Annotated in this window: 18 protein-coding genes and 3 pseudogenes; 5 read left to right on the top strand and 16 right to left on the bottom strand. The window is 64.6% G+C overall.

From position 1 onward, the window contains the following. The 6 genes and pseudogenes from queC to VWN43_RS15220 form a co-directional block, all read right to left on the bottom strand. Positions 1-714, bottom strand: a complete 714-nt coding sequence (gene queC, locus VWN43_RS15245) for a 7-cyano-7-deazaguanine synthase QueC (RefSeq protein ID WP_320181150.1) — start codon at positions 712-714, stop codon at positions 1-3. Positions 715-758: 44 nt separating this feature from the next. Next, complete coding sequence (locus VWN43_RS15240; RefSeq protein WP_320181151.1) at positions 759-1,160, bottom strand: hypothetical protein; 402 nt, start codon at positions 1,158-1,160, stop codon at positions 759-761. Between the two features lie 113 nt (positions 1,161-1,273). Beyond that, positions 1,274-2,179 (bottom strand): Hsp33 family molecular chaperone HslO, encoded by a 906-nt coding sequence (gene hslO / locus VWN43_RS15235; RefSeq protein ID WP_320181152.1) that lies wholly within the window; start codon positions 2,177-2,179, stop codon positions 1,274-1,276. 50 nt (positions 2,180-2,229) lie between these two features. Next, on the bottom strand, positions 2,230-3,153 hold the full coding sequence (gene argF, locus VWN43_RS15230) for an ornithine carbamoyltransferase (protein ID WP_320181153.1): 924 nt from the start codon (positions 3,151-3,153) through the stop codon (positions 2,230-2,232). 14 nt (positions 3,154-3,167) lie between these two features. Continuing rightward, a pseudogene (locus tag VWN43_RS15225) lies at positions 3,168-4,356 on the bottom strand (acetylornithine transaminase). Between the two features lie 141 nt (positions 4,357-4,497). Continuing rightward, complete coding sequence (locus VWN43_RS15220) at positions 4,498-5,298, bottom strand: cold-shock protein (protein WP_320181155.1); 801 nt, start codon at positions 5,296-5,298, stop codon at positions 4,498-4,500. A 245-nt stretch (positions 5,299-5,543) separates the two neighbouring features. Here VWN43_RS15220 and VWN43_RS15215 point away from each other — a divergent pair, with 245 nt between their 5' ends. Both VWN43_RS15215 and VWN43_RS15210 read left to right on the top strand, forming a co-directional pair. After that, complete coding sequence (locus VWN43_RS15215) at positions 5,544-6,356, top strand: TerC family protein (protein WP_320181156.1); 813 nt, start codon at positions 5,544-5,546, stop codon at positions 6,354-6,356. Then, complete coding sequence (locus tag VWN43_RS15210) at positions 6,356-6,796, top strand: protein tyrosine phosphatase family protein (RefSeq protein ID WP_320181157.1); 441 nt, start codon at positions 6,356-6,358, stop codon at positions 6,794-6,796. The genes VWN43_RS15215 and VWN43_RS15210 overlap by 1 nt, the downstream gene beginning before the upstream one ends. Here VWN43_RS15210 and VWN43_RS15205 read toward each other — a convergent pair whose 3' ends face one another. Continuing rightward, positions 6,797-8,218, bottom strand: coding sequence for an amidohydrolase (locus VWN43_RS15205; protein WP_320181158.1), 1,422 nt, complete (start codon positions 8,216-8,218; stop codon positions 6,797-6,799). 61 nt (positions 8,219-8,279) lie between these two features. Here VWN43_RS15205 and VWN43_RS15200 point away from each other — a divergent pair, with 61 nt between their 5' ends. From VWN43_RS15200 to VWN43_RS15190, 3 genes are read left to right on the top strand one after another with little or no spacing between them, the layout of a single operon-like run. Next, positions 8,280-8,684, top strand: coding sequence for a hypothetical protein (locus tag VWN43_RS15200; protein WP_320181159.1), 405 nt, complete (start codon positions 8,280-8,282; stop codon positions 8,682-8,684). Positions 8,685-8,689: 5 nt separating this feature from the next. Further along, on the top strand, positions 8,690-9,628 hold the full coding sequence (locus VWN43_RS15195) for a sterol desaturase family protein (protein WP_320181160.1): 939 nt from the start codon (positions 8,690-8,692) through the stop codon (positions 9,626-9,628). A gap of 24 nt (positions 9,629-9,652) precedes the next feature. Beyond that, positions 9,653-11,239 carry a GMC family oxidoreductase gene (locus VWN43_RS15190; RefSeq protein ID WP_253520637.1) on the top strand — a complete coding sequence of 529 codons (1,587 nt, stop codon included), beginning with the start codon at positions 9,653-9,655 and terminating at the stop codon, positions 11,237-11,239. Between the two features lie 229 nt (positions 11,240-11,468). Here the strand turns inward: VWN43_RS15190 and VWN43_RS15185 are convergent, their stop codons facing one another. From VWN43_RS15185 to pheS, 9 genes and pseudogenes are all read right to left on the bottom strand, one after another. Beyond that, positions 11,469-12,806 carry an ammonium transporter family protein gene (locus VWN43_RS15185; RefSeq protein WP_253520640.1) on the bottom strand — a complete coding sequence of 446 codons (1,338 nt, stop codon included), beginning with the start codon at positions 12,804-12,806 and terminating at the stop codon, positions 11,469-11,471. A 14-nt stretch (positions 12,807-12,820) separates the two neighbouring features. Beyond that, a complete protein-coding gene (locus VWN43_RS15180; protein ID WP_253520642.1) occupies positions 12,821-13,159 on the bottom strand; it encodes a P-II family nitrogen regulator in 339 nt (112 codons plus the stop codon). A gap of 141 nt (positions 13,160-13,300) precedes the next feature. Continuing rightward, a complete protein-coding gene (locus tag VWN43_RS15175; RefSeq protein WP_320181161.1) occupies positions 13,301-14,002 on the bottom strand; it encodes an endonuclease/exonuclease/phosphatase family protein in 702 nt (233 codons plus the stop codon). Between the two features lie 6 nt (positions 14,003-14,008). Continuing rightward, positions 14,009-14,570, bottom strand: a pseudogene (locus tag VWN43_RS15170) (pyridoxamine 5'-phosphate oxidase family protein). Next, positions 14,570-15,442, bottom strand: coding sequence for an alpha/beta fold hydrolase (locus VWN43_RS15165; RefSeq protein ID WP_320181163.1), 873 nt, complete (start codon positions 15,440-15,442; stop codon positions 14,570-14,572). Before VWN43_RS15165 ends, VWN43_RS15170 begins: the two are co-directional and overlap by 1 nt. A 37-nt stretch (positions 15,443-15,479) precedes the next feature. Next, positions 15,480-16,999: pseudogene (locus tag VWN43_RS15160) on the bottom strand (peptide chain release factor 3). A gap of 96 nt (positions 17,000-17,095) precedes the next feature. Beyond that, entirely contained in the window at positions 17,096-17,848 is a 753-nt protein-coding gene (locus tag VWN43_RS15155; RefSeq protein WP_320181165.1) for an SDR family NAD(P)-dependent oxidoreductase, read from the bottom strand. Next, the gene (gene pheT / locus VWN43_RS15150) at positions 17,845-20,235 is read right to left on the bottom strand and encodes a phenylalanine--tRNA ligase subunit beta (protein ID WP_320181166.1); all 2,391 of its coding nucleotides are present in this window, start codon (positions 20,233-20,235) and stop codon (positions 17,845-17,847) included. Before pheT ends, VWN43_RS15155 begins: the two co-directional genes overlap by 4 nt. Further along, positions 20,232-21,350, bottom strand: coding sequence for a phenylalanine--tRNA ligase subunit alpha (pheS, locus tag VWN43_RS15145; protein WP_320181167.1), 1,119 nt, complete (start codon positions 21,348-21,350; stop codon positions 20,232-20,234). Before pheS ends, pheT begins: the two co-directional genes overlap by 4 nt. Positions 21,351-21,354 lie beyond the last annotated feature (4 nt).

The raw sequence follows: 21,354 nt of genomic DNA, 5'->3' as shown, positions 1-21,354 counted from the left end.
CTACTCCGTCAGTTCAGGGGCATCCTTGGAATAGGGGGTGGTATCGACAAGGCCCGCCTCGGCAAAGCCTTTTCGCCGCAAGCGACAGGAATCGCAGGCACCGCATGCAAGTCCCGTGGCGGTCGGGTCGTAGCAGGACCAGCTCCACGCCGGATCGAGACCCAGCCGATGGCATTCGCGCGCGATATCCGCCTTGGTCATATGCTGGAGCGGCGCATGAATTGCGAAGGGTGCCCCCTCGATACCCTGCTTGGTTCCCAGCCGCGCGGTTTCGGCAAAGCTGGCGATGAATTCGGGTCGGCAATCGGGATAGCCGGAATAGTCGAGCGCGTTCACGCCGATGAAGATGTCACGCGAGGCCGCGGTTTCCGCAAAGGCGGTGGTCAGCGCGAGAAACACGAGATTGCGTGCAGGCACATAGGTCACCGGGATATCGCCGCCAGCAACGCCGGTCTTGGGCACATCGATATCGTCGGTCAGCGCCGAACCGCCGAACCGGCGCAGGTCGAGCGGCAGTTCCACATGGCGGGTCACCCCGAGCCTGGCTGCGATGCCGCGGGCCGATTCCAGTTCGCGGACATGGCGCTGGCCATAGTCGATCGTCAGCACGTGCAGGGCATGGCCGCGCTCGCGGGCGATGGCGGCGGTGACCATGGAATCGAGCCCGCCCGAAAGCAGGATAACGGCGGGTCCGGGAGTGTCGGCTTTGCTCATGCCCGTCCGCTATGCGCGAACGCGGTAGCCTGCAAGTCGCGCGGTTAGTCGCAGCCACCCGTCCGGCGTGCCTCGGCGGTGAACTGGAAAGGCTTGCCGCCCGCGATGCCCTGGCTGTCGATCTGGACCAGCGTGTCGGATTCCTTGCGAATATGCGTGCGGCCATAGCCATTGCCGCGGCAGGTATATTGCACCGTCGTCTCATTCGCCGAGTTCTCGACCACGAAGCGGTTGCAGGTGCTGTCGGGGTGGCGCAGCTGAATCAGTTCACGTCCGGTACGCACGCATATCTTGCGCACCGACCCGCCATCGCGCGAGCGGACTTCCCACCCACCATGCGTGAGCGTGTCGAGCATCGTCAACGATGCCTGCGCGACGACCGGCGCGGCCAGAAGTGCAGCCGGCGTAGCCAGCGCTGCGAACAGGAACGCTCGTGTGCGAGCCATAGGGAAAGTGACCTTTCATCGGCGAGACCAGTCGCGGTCGTGATTCGGTGTCGATACGGCAGATGTAATACAGGAAATTGTCAGCGCGGCGTTGTATGGCAACGACATGCCGGTCAGATGTCGATGGCGAACTGCCTGGAACAGAATGCGCAATCGACCAGGACGATCCCGTTCTCATCGCGCATGTCGATACGCTGATCTTCGGGGAACCGCTCAAGCACGTCGCGATAATGTTCGACCGAGCAGCGGCATCCGCGCTCGATCGCGGCGCCACGCTGAATGCGGACCTCGTCCTCTTCGTGGAACAGGCGCCATGCGATCGCCTCGAGCGACAGTCCGTCATCGAGCAATTCGTCATGGCGCAGCGAACCGGCAAGGATCGCGACATGCTCCCATTCAGGATGGTCGAGCTGAGAGTGCAGGCGTTCGCGTCCTTCTTCGCCCGAGGGCAGATGCTGCACCAGCATCCCTGCCGCCCGCACGCCTGCTTCGTCCGAGCGCACTGCGCAGCGGATCAGCGTGGGCACCTGCTCGGACTGGTAGAAATAGCGCTCGCAGGCTTCGGCGAGGCTGTCCCCTTCGAGCGGGACGATACCCTGATACCGCCCCTGGTCGCCGGCAAGGTCGAAAGTGATCGCGAGATAGCCCTTGCCGAACAGCGCAAAGAGCGAGGGGTTCGCGCCCAGTTCGGCAAGCTTGGCCGGGTCGAAATCGACATAGCCGCGCAGTTCGCCGCCCTTGTAGTCGCATACCAGCAGGCTGACCGCGCCCGCCTCGGTCTGCGCCTGCATCGTGACCTGCGAGCCGTCTTCCTTGACCAGCCCGCCCATCAGCACCGCAAGCACCAGCGCTTCGGCAAGCAGATGGGTGATCGGCGGCGGATAGTCATGCGCGGCGAGGATCTGGTCCAGCGTGTGGTCGAGCCGGACCAACCGGCCGCGGGCATTGCGCGTCGGAATGGTGAAGGCCAGCAGGCGGCCCGAGTGGGTCTCGTCGGTCATGTCGGGAGAAGCGTTCATCGCCGCCATATGGGGCGCGTTCGGCAAAATGGTAGAGCGCGAGAAGCGCCCTAGATTTTACCGAAACACCATAACAGGACCGACTTCTGCGCGTGTATCCGGTTCTCCGCTTCGTCGAATACGACCGAGCTGTCGCCTTCGAAGACCTCCTCGGTCACTTCGTCGCCGACATGGGCGGGGAGGCAGTGCAGGAACTTCGCTTCCGGTTTGGCCGCGGCCATCAATCCGCGAGAAACCTGGAACGGTGCCATGGCGGCGAGCTTGTTGTGGACATGCTCCTGCCCCATCGAGACCCAGGTATCGGTGACGATGATGTCGGCCCCCGCAGCTGCTTCCTGCGCATCCTGCGTCAGCGTGACGGTGGACCCCGCCGCGCGCGCCAGTTCGACAAATTCGGCTTCGGGTTCGTAGCCTTGCGGCGTGCCGATGCGGACATTGAACTTCATCAGCGCGGCCGCTTCGAGAATCGAATGCAGTACATTGTTGCCATCGCCCAGCCACGCGAGTTCGAGCCCGGGCAGCGCCTTGCCATGCTCGATCATGGTCAGCAGGTCGGCGACGATCTGGCATGGATGCGAACGATCGGTCAGGCCATTGATGACCGGCACGCTGGCGTGGCGTGCCATTTCCAGCGCTTTTTCGTGGTCGTCGGTGCGCAGCATGATCGCATCGACCATCCGGCTGAGCACCCGCGCAGTATCGGCAATGCTTTCACCGCGGCCCAGCTGGGTGGTACCCGAATCAAGAATCAGCGCCGAACCGCCCAGCTGGCGCATGGCGATATCGAAGCTGACCCGCGTCCGGGTCGAACTCTTCTCGAAAATCATGCCGAGCACATGGCCCGCCAGCGGAGCATCCGCATCGGCCCTGCCCTTGGGCCAGTCCGCGCGCGCCGCCTTGCGATCCTGCGCGTCGTTGATCATGGCGGCGATCGCATCCCCGCCAGCGTCCGAAAGGTCGAGGAAATGCCGCATCGTCGCGCTCCTGATCAGTTGGCCGGATCGTAGCTCGCGGCACCCGCCGAAAGCTTGTCGAAGAACTCGTCGAACTCGGCATCGCCGGCGACCAGCGGGGGCAGGACGCGCAGCGTATTGTCGCCCGCAGCCACTGTCAGCAACTGGTGATTGTCGCGCAGGTGGACAAAGAAGGGCCGGCTTTCGACCTTCATCTTGATGCCCAGCATCAGCCCCTTGCCGCGCACCAGTTCGAACAGTTCGGGATAATTGCCGATGAACTGCTCGAGCCGCGTACGCAGCCGCTCGCCCTTCTCGGTGACCTCGGCGAGGAACTCGTCATTGGCGACCGCTTCCATCACCGCCATGCCCGCGGCCATGGCGAGCGGATTGCCGCCATAGGTCGAACCGTGCGAGCCGAAGCCCATGCCGCGCGCCGCCTTTTCGGTGGCGAGGCAGGCGCCGAGCGGGAAGCCGCCGCCGATACCCTTGGCGCTGGCCATGATGTCGGGTTCGATACCGTAATGTTCATAGGCATAGAGCTTACCCGTCCGCGCGACGCCGCACTGGACCTCGTCGAACACCAGCATGAGGTCGTTCTCGTCGGCGAGCTGGCGCAGGCCGTGAATGAACTCGTCGGAGCCAGGACGGATGCCGCCTTCGCCCTGGATCGGTTCGACCAGGAAGCCGGCGGTCTTGTCGCTCATCAGTGACTTGGCATGGTCGAGATTGTCGAATTCGGCATATTGAAACCCGGCGAGCAAAGGGCGGAAGCCCTGGTGCATCTTCTCCTGATTCGACGCGCTGATCGTCGCCATCGTGCGCCCGTGGAAGGCATTGGTGAATGTGATCAGCTCGGTCCGGTTGGCATCGCCATCCGCATGCTGGTGATAGGCGCGCGCGGTCTTGATCGCGGTCTCGACCGCCTCGGCTCCCGAATTGGTAAAGAACACCGTATCGGCAAAGGTCTTGTCGACGAGCCTTTGCGCCAGTGCTTCGCCCTGCGGGCTGCCATAGAGGTTGGAGACGTGCATCAGCGTTTCAGCCTGGCGCTGGATCGCACCGATCAGCCCGGCATGGCTGTGCCCCAGTAGATTTACCGCGATGCCGCTGGCGAAGTCGAGATAACGCGTGCCGTCTTCGTCGATCAGGTGGCAATGTTCACCCTTGACCGGGCGCACCCGCGCAGCGGGGGTAGACGGGCATCAGCGGTGAAATCGACATGGGTCCTCCAGCGGCACCCCGCGCGGGTGCATTACTCGGGTGAAAGACAAATGGCGGTCCCTGAGGAACCGCCATCTGCGTGTTTGCCAGCGATCTATTGCGTCTCGCGTCCCGGGTCAAACCGGATCGCGGGGCGCGGCCTCACTCCTGAACGGGAACGAGGTTGACCGCCGAATATTTGCCGCGTCGGTCGACTTCGAGGTCGAATTCGAAGCGTTCGCCCTCGTTGATGCCGGCGAGACCGGACCGCTCGACCGCGCTGATGTGCACGAAAGCGTCGGGCTGGCCGTCATCGCGGGTAAGGAAGCCGAAGCCCTTCATCGAATTGAAGAACTTGACCGTGCCGGTCGCCTTTTCGCCGGTCAGCTCGCGGCGCGGAGCACCGCCCGCATCGCCGCCGGGGGCACCGCCACCCGACTTCACGGGGATCACGTCGCCCACGACCTGGAGGTCCTGAGCCGAAACCTTGCCGCCACGATCGATGAGATTGAATTCGAGTTCCTGGCCTTCGGCAAGACCTTCGAGACCGGCACGTTCGACCGCGCTGATGTGCACGAACACGTCTTCGCCGCCGCCATCCTGCTGGATGAAGCCGAAGCCCTTCTGGCCGTTGAAGAACTTTACGGTACCCTTGCCGGTACCCACGACCTGGGCGGGCATGCGGTTGAAACCGCCGCCACCGCCACCAGCGCCGCCACCGCCGCCGCCGCCGCCACGCGGGCCGCCGCCGAAGCCGCCGCCTCCACCGCCGCCGCGATTACCGCCGCCAAAGCCGCCACGGTCACCGCCGCCGCCGCCAAACCGGTCGCCGCCGCGATCGTTGCGGAACGCATCATGCGGAGCGAAATCCGCCGGAGGGCCGCCGCCGAAGCTGTCGAAACCCTCTTCCCCGAAACCGTCGCGCTTGTCCTTCCCGCGGCGGCGCCCTTTGTCGTAACCCATAACTCGAACAATACCTTGTCGTGCAGTCCGCAATCAGAAGTCACCGGGACGGAGAACTGCATCCTGTTCCGGCGCGGACGGGCACAAAACCCACCCTCAGGCAATCATCATAGCGTGAAAGATAGCTGCGCGCGAATGATTTAGCCTCAGTGGCCAGCAAAGCGCCGAATTGTGACATTTTCGCAAAGCGGATGGGACATCGATCGTGTCTTGAATGCGTCCGTCTGCTGCGGCAGGGAGTTTCCATGGAATTCATCGCCCTGCTCTCGGATCCCGCCGCCTGGCTGGCCCTGCTCACCCTGATCGCGCTCGAAGTCGTGCTTGGCGTCGACAACCTGATTTTCATCGCGATCCTGTCCAACAAATTGCCCGAACACCAGCAGCAGCGGGCCCGGCGAATCGGGTTGGCGCTGGCGCTGATCATGCGGATCGGACTGCTGATGCTGATCGGCTGGCTGGTCACGCTGCAGACGCCGATCTTCGATCTGGGGCTGGTTGGCACGCCCAATGCCTATGGCGAGCCGAGCTTCGAGACCGCCTTCTCGGGACGCGACATGATCCTGCTCGTCGGCGGGCTGTTTCTGCTGTGGAAGGCGACCAAGGAAATCCACCACCTGATGGAGCCCGAAGACGATTCGGGCGATTTGCTCGACAAGACGCCGGGCACCGCCGATGCGGTCAAGGCGACCTTCGGCGCCGTGATCGCCCAGATCGTCGCCATCGATATCGTCTTCTCGGTCGATTCGATCCTCACTGCGGTCGGCATGACCGACCAGATCCCGATCATGGTCACTGCCGTGGTGATCACCGTGGGCATCATGATGGTCGCGGCCGATCCGCTGGCCCGCTTCATCGAGAAGAACCCGACGCTGGTGATGCTGGCACTCGCCTTCCTCGTGATGATCGGTCTGGTGCTGATCGCCGATGGCTTCGGCTTCCACGTGCCGAAGGGCTACATCTACGCCGCCATGGGCTTCTCGATCGGAGTCGAACTGCTCAACATGACCCAGCGCAAGCGCCGCGTGACCGAGCCTGGCGGCGCCAAGGAGAACGGATAATGAGCGAGTTTCGCAAGCTGTCCGACAGCTTCTACGCCAGCCCGCAGGTGACGCCGCAGGAAATCTCCGAAGCCGCGGCGATGGGCATCGCGCTGGTGGTCAACAATCGCCCCGATGACGAAGCGCCCGGCCAGCCGGCGAGCGCGGACATCGAAGCCGCGACGCGCGCGGCGGGTATGGATTACTTAGCTATCCCCGTGGGAAGTTCAGGCTTCAGCGAACCGCAGGTCGAGAAACTGCAGGACGCGCTCGCCGCGGCGCAGGGTCCGGTGCTCGGTTTCTGCCGCTCGGGCACGCGTTCGACGCTGTTGTGGGCGCTCGCGCAAGCCCGCACCGGCGAGGATCCCGAGACCATCGGCGCAGCAGCGGCCGACGCCGGCTACGACGTCGCCCCGGTACGCCCCGCGATGGATATGTTCGCCGCCCGCGCGCGTGGTTGATCAGCGGCGATAGTCGAGCGGCGGAGCGCGATCGCCGAGCAGCGATTCGTAGACGTAGTCCTCGCCCCGTGCGGCGATAAACTCTGCCTTGGCCTCTTCGCGCAGCTGCGGGTTGGTGTAGAGTTCCACGGCCGCCAGCATCATCGCCTTGGCTGCATGCTGCGTGCCCTTGGTGCCGTAGCTGTGCCCGCTCGCGGCGACCGCCTGCCAGCTATGCGCGGCAGTCCCCGGCACCCAGGTAGCGGCGCGCACGCTGACCGTCGGGACCGCGCGGCTGACATCGCCGACATCGGTCGAGCCATAGCCGGTCAGCACGGCGTAATCCTCCACCTCGCGTGACTGCGCCTGATCGGGTGCATCGTCGCCGAAGCTTTCGCGGATCGTCGCGGCCCAGGCCAGTTCCGCCGCCGTGTATTCGATCGGTTCAAGCTGGCGCAGCTTGCCATCCATCATCCTCTGCAGCGATTCGAGCGGCAGCGTGGGATTGTTGCCGTGGATGATTTCCCAGTCGACCTCGGTCCCCGTCCCCATCGCGGCGCCCCTCGCCGCCGCTTCGAGCCGCGGCCACAGCGCCCGGACCTCGTCCGCATCCGAATGGCGGACGTAATAGAAGACCTCGGCAAAGTCGGGGACGACATTGGGCGCCGAGCCGCCGCTGGTGATGACGTAATGGATGCGCGTATCCATCGTGGTGTGTTCGCGCATCATGTTGACCATCATGTTCATCGCTTCGACCCCGTCGAGCGCGCTGCGCCCGCGCTCGGGCGCCCCCGCCGCATGCGCCGAGACCCCGCGAAACCGGAACTTGCCCGAGCGATTGGCGAGGCTCATCCGCGAAGCGGCGGAATTGCGATCCGCCGGATGCCAGTCGATGACGAAATCGGCATCGTCGAACATGCCCGCGCGCGCCATATAGACCTTGCCCGAGCCGCCTTCTTCGGCCGGGGTGCCGTACAGCCGCACCCGTCCGGGGGTGCCGGTCGCTTCAAGCCAGTTACGGATCGCGATCGCCGCGCTGAGCGAACCCGCGCCGAACAAATTGTGCCCGCAGGCGTGCCCCGCATGCTTGTCTTCGACCGGGTCGCGCGTCGGTGCGGCCGACTGGGTAATGCCCGGAAGCGCGTCGAACTCGGCGAGCAGGCCGATCACCGGCCCGCCTGTCCCCCATTCGGCCACGAAGGCGGTGGGGATACCGGCCACGCCCGAACGGATAGCAAAGCCCTCGCGCTGCAATTCATCGACCAGCAGACCGCTCGATTTCGTTTCGAGATAGCCGAGCTCGGCGAACTGCCAGATCTGCTGCGCGACACGCTGGGTCCGGTCCTTCTGCGCTTCGACCTGTGCGATCGGATTGGCTTCCTGCGCGGCGGCGGGCACGGTAAGCAGTGCGGCTCCGGCGGCGAGAATGGCTAGCGATTTCATATGCGTCTCCCTGTTACAGCCTGCTTGCCGCAAAGCGGCTCCCGTGCCAATCGCCTTGCGCATGGATGTTCCGCCCGCCCTGCTCCAGTTTCTCGGATCGCTCGTCGCCATCCTTGCGCTGGCCGGACTGGCCTATTGGCTCAAGCTCGGTCCCGCGCCGCAATTGACCGACGAAACCGCCGCGCGCCGCGCCGCGGACTATGCCGTCAGCGGATACGAGCCGGTTGCAATCGGGCTGGATCGTGATGGTCGAGCGGCCGTGATGCGCGATGCTGCGGGCCGTATCCTCCTGCTCCGCCCGCATGGTGTGCATTTTGCCGGACGTATCCTCACGGCCGCAGCGCGGGTACATCGCACCGATACGGAACTGGTGATCGATACGGCCGAGAAGCGCTATGGTTCGGTGCGGCTCGTGCTCGACGATCCGGCGGCTTGGGTTCGCGCGATAGAGGCGATACAAAGGTAACTGCCATGCCCGATTTCTCGCCCACCGAATATGCCGTACCTGGCTTCGTCGCGCTGGTCCTGATCGAGATGGTCTGGGCCTGGCGCACGCGCCCCGACGCATATGAACCCAGGGACACGCTCACCAGCCTCGCCTTCGGCCTGGGCTCCACTGTTTCGGGCCTGCTGTTCGGCGGGTTCTTCTTCGCGCTGTTCCTGTGGCTGTGGCAGTTCCGCCTGTTCGATGTACCCTGGACATGGTGGGCCTTCGCGCTGTGCTTCGTGCTCGACGACCTCAAATATTACTGGGTTCACCGGTTCGGTCACCGGGTGCGCTGGTTCTGGGCGAGCCATGTGAACCACCATTCGAGCCAGCACTACAACCTGTCCACCGCGCTACGGCAGACCTGGACCGGTTTCCTGACGCTGAGTTTCGTCTTCGCGCTGCCGCTGGTCCTGCTCGGCTTTCACCCGGGGATGATCGCGATCTGCGGCGGGTTCAACCTGATCTACCAGTTCTGGATCCATACCGAAGCGATCGACCGGATGCCGCGCTGGTTCGAGGCGGTGATGAACACGCCCAGCCACCACCGCGTCCACCATGCCACCAACCCGCGCTATCTCGACCGCAATTATGCCGGGGTCTTTATCGTGTGGGACAAGCTGTTTGGCACTTTCGAACCCGAAGTCAGGGACGAGAAAATCCGTTATGGCATCGTCAAGCAGCTGGGCAGCTTCAACCTGCTGTGGTCGGTGTTCCACGAGTGGGTCGGCATCGCGCAGGACATGTGGCGCGCGCCGTGGAAGCACAAACTGTCCTACCTGCTGCGCGAACCCGGCTGGACGCATGACGGGAGCCGCGAGACCTCCGACCAGATCCGCAGCCGTTGGATCGAAAGGGCCGGTGGGGAAGAAAAATCGGTTTCATCTGAAAACCGGATTGCGGGCGAGGCCGAGGCTGCCTAACCTCTCGATTCGAGAGGAGATATCATGGACGAATTCGATGTCATCGTAATCGGTGGCGGCAGCGCGGGGAGCGCTGTTTCCGGGCGGCTGGCCGAGGCGGGGAAAAGCGTTTGCCTGCTGGAGGCCGGCCCGCGCAACGACACAATGCTGGTCAAGACACCCGGGCTCATGCCCTTCCTGCGTGCAGGTTCGAACTATCGCTTCGAAACCGTCCCGCAAAAGGGGCTGAACGGAAGGACCGGCTACCAGCCGCGCGGACGCGGCCTGGGCGGGTCTTCGGCGATCAATGCCATGATCTATATCCGCGGCAATCACTGGGACTACGACCAGTGGGCCGAGCTTGGCTGCACCGGCTGGAGCCACGACGATGTGCTGCCCTATTTCAAGCGCGCCGAACACAATGTGCGCGGCGCCGACGACCACCACGGGGCTTCGGGTCCGCTGTGGGTGTCGGACCAGAAATGGCCCAACCCGGGCAGTGTCGCCTTCGTCGAGGCCGCCGCGCAGCTGCAATTGCCGCGCAATGCCGACTTCAACGGCGCGCAGCAGGAGGGCTTCGGGCTTTACCAGGTGACGCAGAAGGACGGCGAACGCTGGTCCGCGGCGCGCGCCTATGTCGAACCCAAGCGCGGGTCGAAGAATCTCGACGTGCGGATCGGGGTCAGCGTCCAGCGGCTCGACATCACCGATGGCCGGGTGACCGGCGTGACCTATACCGTCGGCGATCAGGAGCGCAGCATCAAGGCGCGCGGCGCGGTGGTGCTGTCGGCGGGCGCATTCAATTCGCCGCAGATCCTGATGCTGTCGGGCATCGGTCCTGCCGCGCATCTCAAGGAACACGGGATCGACGTCGCGGTCGACCGGCCCGCGGTGGGCAGCGATCTGCAGGACCATATAGACTATGTGTCGAGCTGGCAGACCGAGAGCAAGGATCTGGTCGGCGATAGCCTCGCCGGCACCGTCCGGATGGTCAAGGCGATCATCGAGCACCGCCGCAAGCGCACCGGGATCATGACCACTCCCTATGCCGAGGCGGGCGGGTTCTGGACCGTCATGCCCGACGCGCCCGCGCCCGATATCCAGTGGCACTTCGTCCCGGCAATGCTCGAGGATCACGGCCGGACCAAGGTGAAGGGGCACGGGTTCTCGCTTCACGCCTGCGTACTGCGGCCCGAAAGCCGGGGCACGGTACGGCTCGACGGGCGCGACGCACGGCTCGCCCCGCGGATCGATCCCAATTTCCTCGACGACGAGCGCGATATCGCGACCTTGCGCGAAGGCGTGCGCCTGTCGCACCGCATCGTATCCTCGCCGAGCCTGGCGAAATACGACCCGCAGGATCGCTACCCGATCGATCTGGACGACGACGCCCAGCTCGATGCGCTGATCCGCGACCGCGCCGACACTGTCTATCACCCCGTCGGCACCTGCCGCATGGGCGGGGACAAGGATGCGGTGGTCGATCCGACGCTCAAGGCGAACGGGATCGAAGGGCTCTATGTCGCCGATGCCAGCGTCATGCCGCGGCTGGTCTCTGGCAACACCAATGCGCCGAGCATCATGATCGGCGAACGCTGCGCGGATTTCGTCAAGGATGCGCTCGCGGCCTAAGAGCCTTGTCGCAGACAGAAAAGCGGGCCGGGGATCGTCTCCCCGGCCCGCTTTTTTCGTGCCTATCCCGCGCCCGCCGCAGCAAAAACATCACAGTGCGCATCGAGCATAAAAAAGGGGCCGGAGAGGTAATCTCCGGCCCAATACAGTCGGTGTTCGCAGGAGGAACATGGGTAGGCGGGGGCGCCCGAGGAGAGGAGAGAGAACGGCGCCCCCGCCGAACTGGTAATCAGTTGGCCCGGGCAAATTCCGGATAGGCTTCGATCCCGGTTTCGCCGAGGTCGAGACCTGCCATCTCTTCTTCTTCGCTGGGGCGCACGCCGATCGTCGACTTGAGTGCGAACCACACGATGCCCGAGGTCACGCAGACGAACACGCCGGTCGCAACCACACCCGTCAGCTGCGCCACGAAGGGCACGCCGGTGTTGGTCAGCGGCACGGCGAGCGTGCCCCAGATACCGGCCACGAGGTGGACCGGGATTGCGCCGACGACATCGTCGATCTTCAGCTTGTCGAGCAGCGGGACGAAGATCACGGGCAGTGCGCCGCCGATCCCGCCGATGATGATCGCCATGCCGACATTGGGCGTGAGCGGTTCGGCGGTGATGGCAACGAGGCCGGCCAGTGCGCCGTTGAGCGCCATGGTGGTATCCGCCTTGCCGTAGCGCAGCTGCGTCAGGATGATCGCCACGACCACGCCGGCCGCAGCGGCCATGTTGGTGTTGACGAAGATCTTCGACACGTCGGAGACATCGCCGATGGTGCCCATGGCAAGCTGCGAAGCGCCGTTGAAGCCGAACCAGCCGAGCCACAGGATGAAGGTCCCCAGCGTCGCGAGCGGAATGCTCGAACCCGGGAAGACCGTCACGCCCTTGTCGGTATAGCGGCCCAGACGCGGCCCGATGATCAGCGCACCCATCAGAGCGGCCCAGCCACCGGTCGAGTGGACCAGCGTCGAACCGGCAAAGTCCGAGAAGCCCATCGCGTCGAGCCAGCCAGCGCCCCATTCCCAGCTGACGATGACCGGATAGATGAAGCCGGTCAGCAGCGTGACGAAGATGAAGAACGGAACGATCTTGATCCGCTCGGCCACGGTGCCCGAAACGATCGAGGCGGTGGTGGCGCAGAAGACCATCTGGAAGAACCAGTCGGACGCGATCGAATAGCCGGTGTCGGTATCGGCTTCACCCACGCCCTGCATCCAATAGGGGAAATCGGCGATGCCGAAGAAGCCCCCTTCGAAGCCGGGATAGGCGATCGAATAGCCGATCACCCAGAACATGAGCCCCGCGATCGAATAGAGACCGATGTTCTTGAGACATTGCACCGAGACGTTCTTGGAACGCACGAGGCCGGCTTCGAGCATGGCGAAGCCGGCGGCCATCCACATGACGAGGAAGCCGCCGATCAGGAACAGCAGCGTGTTGAAGATGTAAGCGGTGCCGCCGGAGACCGCGCCCGCGGCTTCGAGCGCCTCGGCGCTGACGGCGTCCTGCGCGAAGGCAGGTTCGGAAAGAAGCAACCCGGCCACGGCCAGGGGTGCTGCATGGAGAAATTTTCTGGTCATTTGCGGAAGCCCCCTCAAAGCGCGGTGTCGCCGGTCTCGCCGGTGCGAATGCGCGTCGCGCTGGCAAGGTCGAACACGAAGATCTTGCCGTCGCCGATTGCCTCGGTGCTGGCGGTTTGCTGGATCGTTTCGACCACCTGATCGGCGAGGTCGTCGGCAGCGGCGATCTCGAGCTTCACCTTGGGCAGCATGTTGGTCGAGTATTCGGCGCCGCGGTAGATTTCGGTCTGGCCTTTCTGGCGGCCGAAACCCTTGACTTCGGTAACGGTCATTCCCGCCACTCCAATGCCGCCAAGCGCTTCACGCACTTCGTCGAGCTTGAATGGCTTGATGACTGCGATGATGAATTTCACGCCTTCACCCCCTGTGTGATCCACCGGCCAAGCACCGGCGGGTCACAATCAGCAATGTGCGTGCCAAACGCGATTACGGTAAGAAACAGGCGCAACCGCCGGCGTCGCGCTTCGATTATTGCCCACAGATTAGGCGTGTGCCTATTTTTTGATCAGGGCGAGCGTAGCCATGATGGGTAAATGATCCGAAGCCACCGCCGACAGGCCGGTGTGGTGGACCTCGGCACCGACGAGGCTCCAGTGCCTGCTCGCCACGATGCGGTCGAGCGTGGCCACCGGCTGGCGGCTGGGGTAGCTGCGACCGGGGGTGATGATGCGCCAGCCATCGGTGAATTCGCGCATGGCCCCCGTGCTGCGGCCCCATTGGTTGAAATCGCCCATGATGACGGTGGGCAGGTCGCCAGCGCATTCATCGACAAAGGTCAGCAGCGAACGGATCTGGTCGCGGCGGCGCAGGCCGGACAGATCGAGATGCGTGCCGATGACGCGCAGGCGCTTGCCCTCGATCATGATTTCGCCGCAGGCCGCGCCGCGCGGCTCGAGCGTGGGCAGGTCGAGCGCCTCGCCCGAGACAACCTCCAGATCGCGCCGCACCAGCAGGGCATTGCCATGCCAGCCGATGCTGCGCGGGCGCTTGGCCACCTCGATCACCCGCCAGCGCGTGTCGTCGATCTCGGCGCGCGGGAGCACGCTTGCGCGTTCGCCGATGCGCCGGTCGGCTTCCTGCAGCGCAATGATGTCCGCATCGATCTCGTTCAGAACCGACAGGATGCGCTCGGGATCGCGCTTGCGATCGAGCCCGACGGCCTTGTGGATGTTGTAGCTGGCGAAGGTAAGCTGCACGCGGGGCTACTCACCCTTGAAATAGCGGTCGGTCGGCCGGGTCGGAAGACCATCGATACTGATGGTGCGGCCCTGCGTCTTGGCAACCCACTCATCGGGATCGGCCTGGCCATGCGCCTTCTTGAGCGTGTGCCGTTCCTCGCGATATTCCATGAAGGGCACACCCCAGCCGCAGCTGGTCTGCACACTCTCGACCGCGATGTCGAATATCTGCCGCGTGCCGGGCAGCAGATCGAATTGACCGGCCAATGCGTCCCAGTCCGCATCCTGCGGCAGGACCGGCCGGCCGCGGCCATAGATCCGCAGGATCAGCGCGGGCCGGTCGAAATTGCAGAACATCACCGTGATTCGCCCGCCCGTCGGCCGCTAGATGGGCGTGCGTCTCGTTGCCCGACCCGCCAAGGTCGAGATAGGCGACGCGGGTCGGCGAGATCACGCGGAAAGCATCGTAGCCCTTGGGGCTGAGATTGATGCGCGCATCGTCGGCGGCAGTGGCGACGAAAAAGACCGGCTGCCTGCCGATCATGGCCATGTGCTTCTCATCCAGCCGATCGAAGAATTCGGCCACTAAAGAAAGTCCCTCAGCGTCGCCATGAAGTGGTCGAACTGGTCGTGATGGAGCCAGTGGCCCGCATTCTCGAACTCGATCACTTCCGCATTGGCGAAATGGTCGAGCCGCCCGTCGCCCTCGGGGTTGGAGGCCCAGCTGTCGGCGCCGTAGAGCAGCAGTGTCGGCGCGCTGATCGCGGCCCAGGTCTGGTAGAGGAATTCATCGGCCACATCCTCGACCGCCCAGACATTGAGATGCGGGTCGAACTTCCAGCTGTAGGTGCCGTCTTCGTTGCGGTTGACCCCGTGGACCGTCAGGTGACGCGCCTGTTCCTCGGTGAGGTAGCTGTTCTCTTCGATCATCCGCGCGAAGGCGGCTTCGATGCTATCGTATTTGCGCGGACTGCGGCCCGACGCGGCGCGTTTCTTGCCGATCCATTCGTTGAGACGTTGCGGGTAGGGATCGGCGCGCATTTCGGCCTGCCGCTTGGGGCTTGGCCCCAGCCCTTCGATCGCGACGATCTTGGTGACCATCTCGGGGAAGGTCCCGGCATAGCGCAGCGAGACATTGCCGCCCATCGAGTGGCTGACGATGGTGACCGGTCCGACACCCAATTGGTGGATCAGCTGGGCAAGGTCGTAGACCATGTCGTTCGACGAGTAATTGCCATCGCTGACCCAGTCGGAATCGCCGTGCCCGCGGTGATCGAGCGCGACCACATGCCAGTCGTCGCGCAATTGCTCGGCCACCCAGTCCCAGCTGCGCGCATGGTCGCGCCCGCCGTGCACCAGCACCAGCGGCGGTTTCCCGCGATTGCCCCAGTCGAGATAATGCAGGCGCAGGCGCTGCGAGATGAAGGTCTGCGAGGTCGGTCCGGCATGTAGCGTCATGCGATTTCCATGCCGCGTCGCCGCCGTGCCCGCAAGCCTACCGCTCCTTCGTCGCCGAGAAGATGAGGTCGGGGTTCTTTTCCTGCTGGTAGTTCACGTCCCACGGGCTCTTGGCCATGAAGACCAGATCGCCGTCGCGATCCTTGGCCAGGGTCGACAGGTTGAATTTCTCGAACTCCGCCAGCGCCTTCGCATCCCCCTGACCCAGCGTGCAGTGACAAAGGGCGACGCTTCGAGCTTGGCTTCGACCTTATATTCGGCCGACAGGCGGCTGATCAGCACCTCGAGCTGCAATTGGCCGACGACACCGATGATCCACTGCCCGCCCAGCTCGGGATAGAACACTTGGATCACGCCCTCTTCGGAAAGGTCATCGAGCGCTTTGCGCAATTGCTTGGTCTTGGTCGGATCGACCAGCGCCACACGGCGCAGGATTTCAGGTGCAAAATTGGGCAGGCCGGTAAAGCGGATCACGTTCTTTTCGGACAGCGTATCGCCCACCCTCAGCGTGCCGTGGTTGGGTATGCCGATGATGTCGCCCGGTTCGGCGGTGTCGGCCACCTCGCGGTCCTGCGCGAAGAACAGGATCGGCGAATGGATCGCCACCGGTTTGCCCAGCCCGCTCGGCGTCAGCTTCATGCCGCGTTTGAAGGTGCCCGAGACCTGCCGCATGAACGCGATCCGGTCGCGGTGGTTGGGGTCCATGTTTGCCTGGACCTTGAAGATGAAGCCGGTGACCTCGTCGCGGGTCGGCGGGATATGCTCTTCCCCCGCAGGCTGCGGTCGCGGCGGCGGGGCGTATTCCGCAATCGCTTCGATCAGCTCGGTGACGCCGAAGTTTTTCAGTGCGGAGCCGAAATAGACCGGGGTGAGATCGCCGCTGCGATAGGCCTCCAGGTCGAACTCGGGATAGCCGATCTGCGCCAGCTCGATGTTCTCGGCGAAGCGTTCGGGGATTTCCGCATCGCAATCGCGCTTGCCGAGGAATTCCTTGCTGGGTCCCTCGGGCCGCGCAACGCAGCCGCTGGCGAAATCGAGCACGCCTTCGAACTCGCCGCCCATGCCCACCGGATAGGCCTGCGGGCTGACATCGAGCGCGAGCATGTCGGCGATCTCGTCGAGCAGCTCGAATACGGGGCGGCCCTCGCGGTCGACCTTGTTGACGAAGGTGATGATCGGCACGCTGCGCAGGCGGCAGACCTCGAACAGCTTGCGCGTTTGCGGCTCGATACCCTTGGCGGCATCGATCACCATGATCGCGCTGTCGACCGCGGTCAGCGTGCGATAGGTATCTTCGGAGAAATCCTCGTGCCCCGGCGTGTCGAGCAGGTTGAAGGTGATGCCCTCGCGTTCGAAGGTCATGACCGAGCTGGTCACCGAGATGCCGCGTTGCTGCTCGATCTTCATCCAGTCAGACCGCGCGCGCCGCGCCTGTCCGCGCGCCTTGACCTCGCCCGCCAGATGGATCGCGCCGCCGGTCAGCAGCAGCTTTTCGGTCAGCGTGGTCTTGCCCGCGTCGGGGTGCGAAATGATCGCGAAGGTACGGCGGTTCGACATTTCAACTTTCCTCGTCATTCCCGCACAGGCGGGAATCCAGATAACATATCAATGGCGGAAAGGTCGGCTGGACCCCCGCCGTCGCGGGGGTGACGGTCAGTGGTGCTCTCTCGCCACCCGAAAGCCGGCGAAATCCTGGTTCACCGGCATCGGTTCGAGCCGGTTGATGTTGAGATGCGGAGGCAATTCGGCGACCCATTTGATCATGTCGGCGATATCCTGTCCGGTCATCGGGTTCGCCCCGCGGTAGAGATCGTCACTGGCATCCTGGCTGCCGGTGCGCACCAGCGTGAATTCGGTTTCGACCATCCCCGGTTCGATGCTCGTCACGCGTACGCCGGTACCATGCAGGTCGGCGCGCAGCGCGAGCGTGAAGTGGTTCGCGAAGGCCTTGGAGCCTGCATAGACGTTGCCGCCGGGATAGACATAATTGCCCGCCACCGAACCGATCGCAATGATCGCGCCCTTGCGCTCGATCAGCGTCGGCAGGAGCTTGCGGGTAAGCACTACCATCGCGGTCACATTGGTGTCGATCATGGTCTGCCAGTCGTCGAGGCTGGCTTCCTGCGCGGGCGATAGGCCCCGCGCGAGACCGGCATTGTTGACCAGCAGGTCGATGCCCGCAAAACCATCCGGCAGCGCGGCAATAGCAGTGTCCATCGCATCGGCATCGCGCACATCGAAAACTGCGGGGTGGACTTTGTCCGCGCCCAACTCTTCGACAAGCGCATCGAGGCGTTCCTTGCGGCGACCGGTCGCAATACAGCGCCAGCCGCTTGCCACCAATGTGCGGACGGTGGCCTCGCCAATGCCCGCTGTGCCGCCGGTCACGAAAGCAGTCTTGGTCATCCGCGTAGCTCCGCGCCCTGCTTGCCGGCCGCAGCAACGACCTTGTCGGCGATCGCCTTGATCTCGGCATCGGTGAAACTCTTCTCGCCAGGCTGCAGCACCACTTCCACCGCAACCGACTTGCGTCCCTCGGGCACGCCCTGGCCCGCGAACACGTCGAACACTCGCGCCTCGACGATGGCCTGCTTGTCCGCCCCCCTGACTGTGCGCACGAGGTCATTCGCGGGAAGGTCCGCGGGGACGAGGAAGGCGAAATCGCGCGTGACCGCCTGCAGCGCCGGCGGCGCAAAGGGAGGACGGGCAAAGCTGCCGCCGCCCTTTTTTGCGGGGATGGCGTGGAGGAAAATCTCGACCGCCATTACCGGACCATCGATATCGAAGGTCCTGAGCGTTTTGGGGTGAAGCGCGCCAAAGCGGGCGAGCACATTCTTGGGGCCAAGCCGCAAGGTCCCCGACTGGCCGGGGTGGAACTGGTTCCCCGCTTCGCCCATGACCATCAGATTATCGACCGGTGCACCAGCGGCGGCGAGCAGTGCTTCCGCCTCGGCCTTGGCGTCGTACGCGTCGAACTGCGCGGCCTTGCCCTGCGCCCAGCCACGCGGCGTCTTGTCGCCCGCGAGCACCAGACCCAGCGTCGGCTTTTCGTCGCTTGCGCCATCCTTGCCGCGGAAATACCGCCGCCCGAGCTCGAACAGCCGCGAGCCATCGGCGCCGCGATCGGCATTGCGCTTGGCAGCGCTCAGCAGGCCGGGGATCAGCGAGGGGCGCATTGCCTTCATGTCTTCGCTGATCGGATTGTCGAGCACCCATAGCGCGGTGCCATCGGCGAAATGCTCGGCTTCGGCGGTGGGGAGAAAGGACCAGGTCACCGCTTCATTGAGCCCCCGCCCAGCGGCAGCCCGGCGCAGCTTGCGCTCAAGCTGCTGCTGCGGGGACGCGGTCGCCTTCGCCACGCCTTCGGCCCGCGGAAGCGCGACGCTGGCGACGTGATCGAGGCCGTAAATGCGGACCACTTCCTCGACCAGATCCGCTGCCCCTTCGATATCGTGACGGCGCGGCGGGCAGGTGACCTGCCAGTCGGCACCGACCGCGAAATCGAGTGCCTCGAGAATGCGGCGCTGTTCGTCTTCACCGATTGCGACACCCCCGAGACGCGCGGTCAGCGCGGGATCGAATGCCACGATCTTGGCTTCGGCAGGCGGCTCGCCCACGCGCACCACCTCGGTCGGCTGGCCGCCGCAGGTCTGGACGATCAGGTCGGTCAGCAGCGCCAGGCCGTCGTCGAGAAACGCCGGGTCGACGCCGCGCTCGAAGCGCGTGCGCGCGTCGGAGGCGAGACCCAGCTTGCGCCCGGTCACGCCGATGCGCTCGGGATCGAAATAGGCGATCTCGAGCAGAACATCGCAAGTGTCCTCGGCTGCGCCCGAATGCGCGCCGCCCATGATCCCGCCGATATCGTGCACGCCGCTATCATCGGCAATCACGGTCATCGTCTCGTCGAGCGTGTAGGTCTTCTCGTTCAACGCCTCGACGCTCTCACCAGTCGCAGCGCGGCGGGCGACCATCGCCCCGCTCAGCTTGGCAAGGTCGTAGACATGCGCCGGGCGCCCGGTCGCGAACATCAGGTAGTTGGTGCAATCGACCAGCGCGCTGATCGGCCGCTGGCCGGCCGCCTTGAGCCGGCGCTGCATCCAGTCGGGCGATGGACCGTTGCGAACACCGCGGATTACCCGGGCGAAATAGGCCGGAACACCTTCCGTGTCCTCGATCTTCACTTCGACCGGGCAGGCGCCGTCACCCGCGATGGCAGGCACATCGACCGGTTTGAACGTCCCCAGCCCCGCAGCAGCAAGATCGCGCGCAATGCCCAGCACGCCCATGCAATCGGGGCGGTCGGGCGTAATCGCGACGTCGAACACGGGCGAGGCATCGCTGTATTCGGCAAAGCTGGTGCCGACCGGCGCGTCCTCGGGCAGTTCGATAATTCCGTCGTGTTCATCGCCCAGTTCGAGCTCGCGCACCGAACACATCATGCCGTTCGATTCGACCCCGCGGATCGCGCTCTTGCGCAGTTCCATGCCATTGGCCGGAACCGCCGCGCCAGGCAGGCCCAGCACCCCCTTCATGCCCGCACGCGCATTGGGCGCACCGCAGACAACCTGCAGCGGATCGCCCTCGCCCGTGTCGACGCTCAGCACCTGCAGCTTGTCGGCATCGGGATGCTTGGCGGCGGTCAGCACCTTGGCGACGCGGAACCCTGCGAGCCTTTCCGCCGGATCCTCGATGCCTTCGACCTCATGGCCGATCCGGTTGAGCGCGGCTGCGATTTCCGGCACCGAAGCATCGGTGTCGAGGAAGTGTTCGAGCCATTCGAGCGAGAACTTCATGCCTTCGCTCCTACGCCTGCGGAAAGGGTCGGCTGATCGAACGGGCTGAAGCCGTAATGATCGAGCCAGCGTCCGTCGCCGTCGAAGAAGGCGCGCAAATCGTCCATCCCGTATTTGAGCATGGCGAGGCGGTCGACGCCCACGCCGAAGGCGAAGCCCTGCCATTCGTCGGCGTCGAGCCCGGCGAACTCGAGCACGCGGCGGTTGACCATGCCGCTGCCCAGCAGTTCCATCCAGCCATGCCCCGGCGCGTCACCGTCCCCGCCGAGCACGCGGCGGCCCTTCACATCCTGCCAGCCGACATCGACCTCGACCGACGGCTCGGTGAAGGGGAAATAGGACGGGCGCAGGCGCAGCACGATGTCGTCGCGTTCGAAGAAGGCCTTGAGAAAGGTCTCCAGCGTCCACTTGAGATGGCCCAGGTGAATATCGCGATCGATCACCAGACCTTCGACCTGGTGGAACATCGGCGTGTGCGTCGCGTCGCTGTCGCTGCGATAGACGCGGCCCGGGGCGATGATCCGGATCGGCGCGCCCCCTGCATCCTTCGAAGCGACCTCGACCATCGAGCGGATCTGCACCGGTGAGGTATGCGTACGCAGCAGCATGCGGTGCCCGTCGCTATCGTGGTCGGGGAAATAGAAGGTGTCGTGCATCGCCCGCGCGGGATGCGTTTCGGCCATGTTGAGCGCGGTGAAATTGTGCCAGTCGTCCTCGATCTCCGGACCGGTGGCGACCGAGAAGCCGAGATCGGCAAAGATCTCCGCCAGCTCGTCCATCACCTGGCTGACCGGGTGGACCGAACCCCTGGGGGCAGCCGGTGCGGGCAACGTGAGGTCGAGGCTTTCGGTGGCAAGGCGCGCTTCGAGCTCCGCATCCTCGAGCACGGCCTTGCGCGCGGCAATAGCATCGGCGGCCGCGGTGCGCAGGTCATTGAGCAAGGGCCCTTGCACCTGCCGGTCTTCGGGCGACATCTTGCCGAGCGTTTTCATCAAGCCCGAGATCGATCCCTGCTTGCCGAGGAATTCGATCCGCAGCACTTCGAGCGCAGCCGCGTCGGGAGCATTTTCGATCCGCGTCAGCGCATCGGTCTTGAGTTGGTCGAGGTCGGTCATCATG

This window comes from Qipengyuania sp. HL-TH1, assembly GCF_036365825.1.
Lineage (GTDB): Bacteria > Pseudomonadota > Alphaproteobacteria > Sphingomonadales > Sphingomonadaceae > Qipengyuania > Qipengyuania profunda.
The sequence above is the reverse complement of the archived record's forward strand: the minus strand, read 5'-3'. Positions and strand labels throughout refer to the sequence as shown.

Excerpts from the sequence above, each read along its gene's own strand:
- pheT (WP_320181166.1), bottom strand. The coding sequence starts at position 20,235 with ATGAAGTTCTCGCTCGAATGGCTCGAACACTTCCTCGACACCGATGCT.
- hslO (WP_320181152.1), bottom strand. The coding sequence starts at position 2,179 with ATGAACGCTTCTCCCGACATGACCGACGAGACCCACTCGGGCCGCCTG.
- VWN43_RS15200 (WP_320181159.1), top strand. The coding sequence starts at position 8,280 with ATGGATGTTCCGCCCGCCCTGCTCCAGTTTCTCGGATCGCTCGTCGCC.
- VWN43_RS15210 (WP_320181157.1), top strand. The coding sequence starts at position 6,356 with ATGAGCGAGTTTCGCAAGCTGTCCGACAGCTTCTACGCCAGCCCGCAG.
- queC (WP_320181150.1), bottom strand. The coding sequence starts at position 714 with ATGAGCAAAGCCGACACTCCCGGACCCGCCGTTATCCTGCTTTCGGGC.
- VWN43_RS15155 (WP_320181165.1), bottom strand. The coding sequence starts at position 17,848 with ATGACCAAGACTGCTTTCGTGACCGGCGGCACAGCGGGCATTGGCGAG.
- VWN43_RS15205 (WP_320181158.1), bottom strand. The coding sequence starts at position 8,218 with ATGAAATCGCTAGCCATTCTCGCCGCCGGAGCCGCACTGCTTACCGTG.
- VWN43_RS15185 (WP_253520640.1), bottom strand. The coding sequence starts at position 12,806 with ATGACCAGAAAATTTCTCCATGCAGCACCCCTGGCCGTGGCCGGGTTG.
- argF (WP_320181153.1), bottom strand. The coding sequence starts at position 3,153 with ATGCGGCATTTCCTCGACCTTTCGGACGCTGGCGGGGATGCGATCGCC.
- VWN43_RS15240 (WP_320181151.1), bottom strand. The coding sequence starts at position 1,160 with ATGGCTCGCACACGAGCGTTCCTGTTCGCAGCGCTGGCTACGCCGGCT.
- VWN43_RS15220 (WP_320181155.1), bottom strand. The coding sequence starts at position 5,298 with ATGGGTTACGACAAAGGGCGCCGCCGCGGGAAGGACAAGCGCGACGGT.
- pheS (WP_320181167.1), bottom strand. The coding sequence starts at position 21,350 with ATGACCGACCTCGACCAACTCAAGACCGATGCGCTGACGCGGATCGAA.
- VWN43_RS15165 (WP_320181163.1), bottom strand. The coding sequence starts at position 15,442 with ATGACGCTACATGCCGGACCGACCTCGCAGACCTTCATCTCGCAGCGC.
- VWN43_RS15190 (WP_253520637.1), top strand. The coding sequence starts at position 9,653 with ATGGACGAATTCGATGTCATCGTAATCGGTGGCGGCAGCGCGGGGAGC.
- VWN43_RS15215 (WP_320181156.1), top strand. The coding sequence starts at position 5,544 with ATGGAATTCATCGCCCTGCTCTCGGATCCCGCCGCCTGGCTGGCCCTG.
- VWN43_RS15195 (WP_320181160.1), top strand. The coding sequence starts at position 8,690 with ATGCCCGATTTCTCGCCCACCGAATATGCCGTACCTGGCTTCGTCGCG.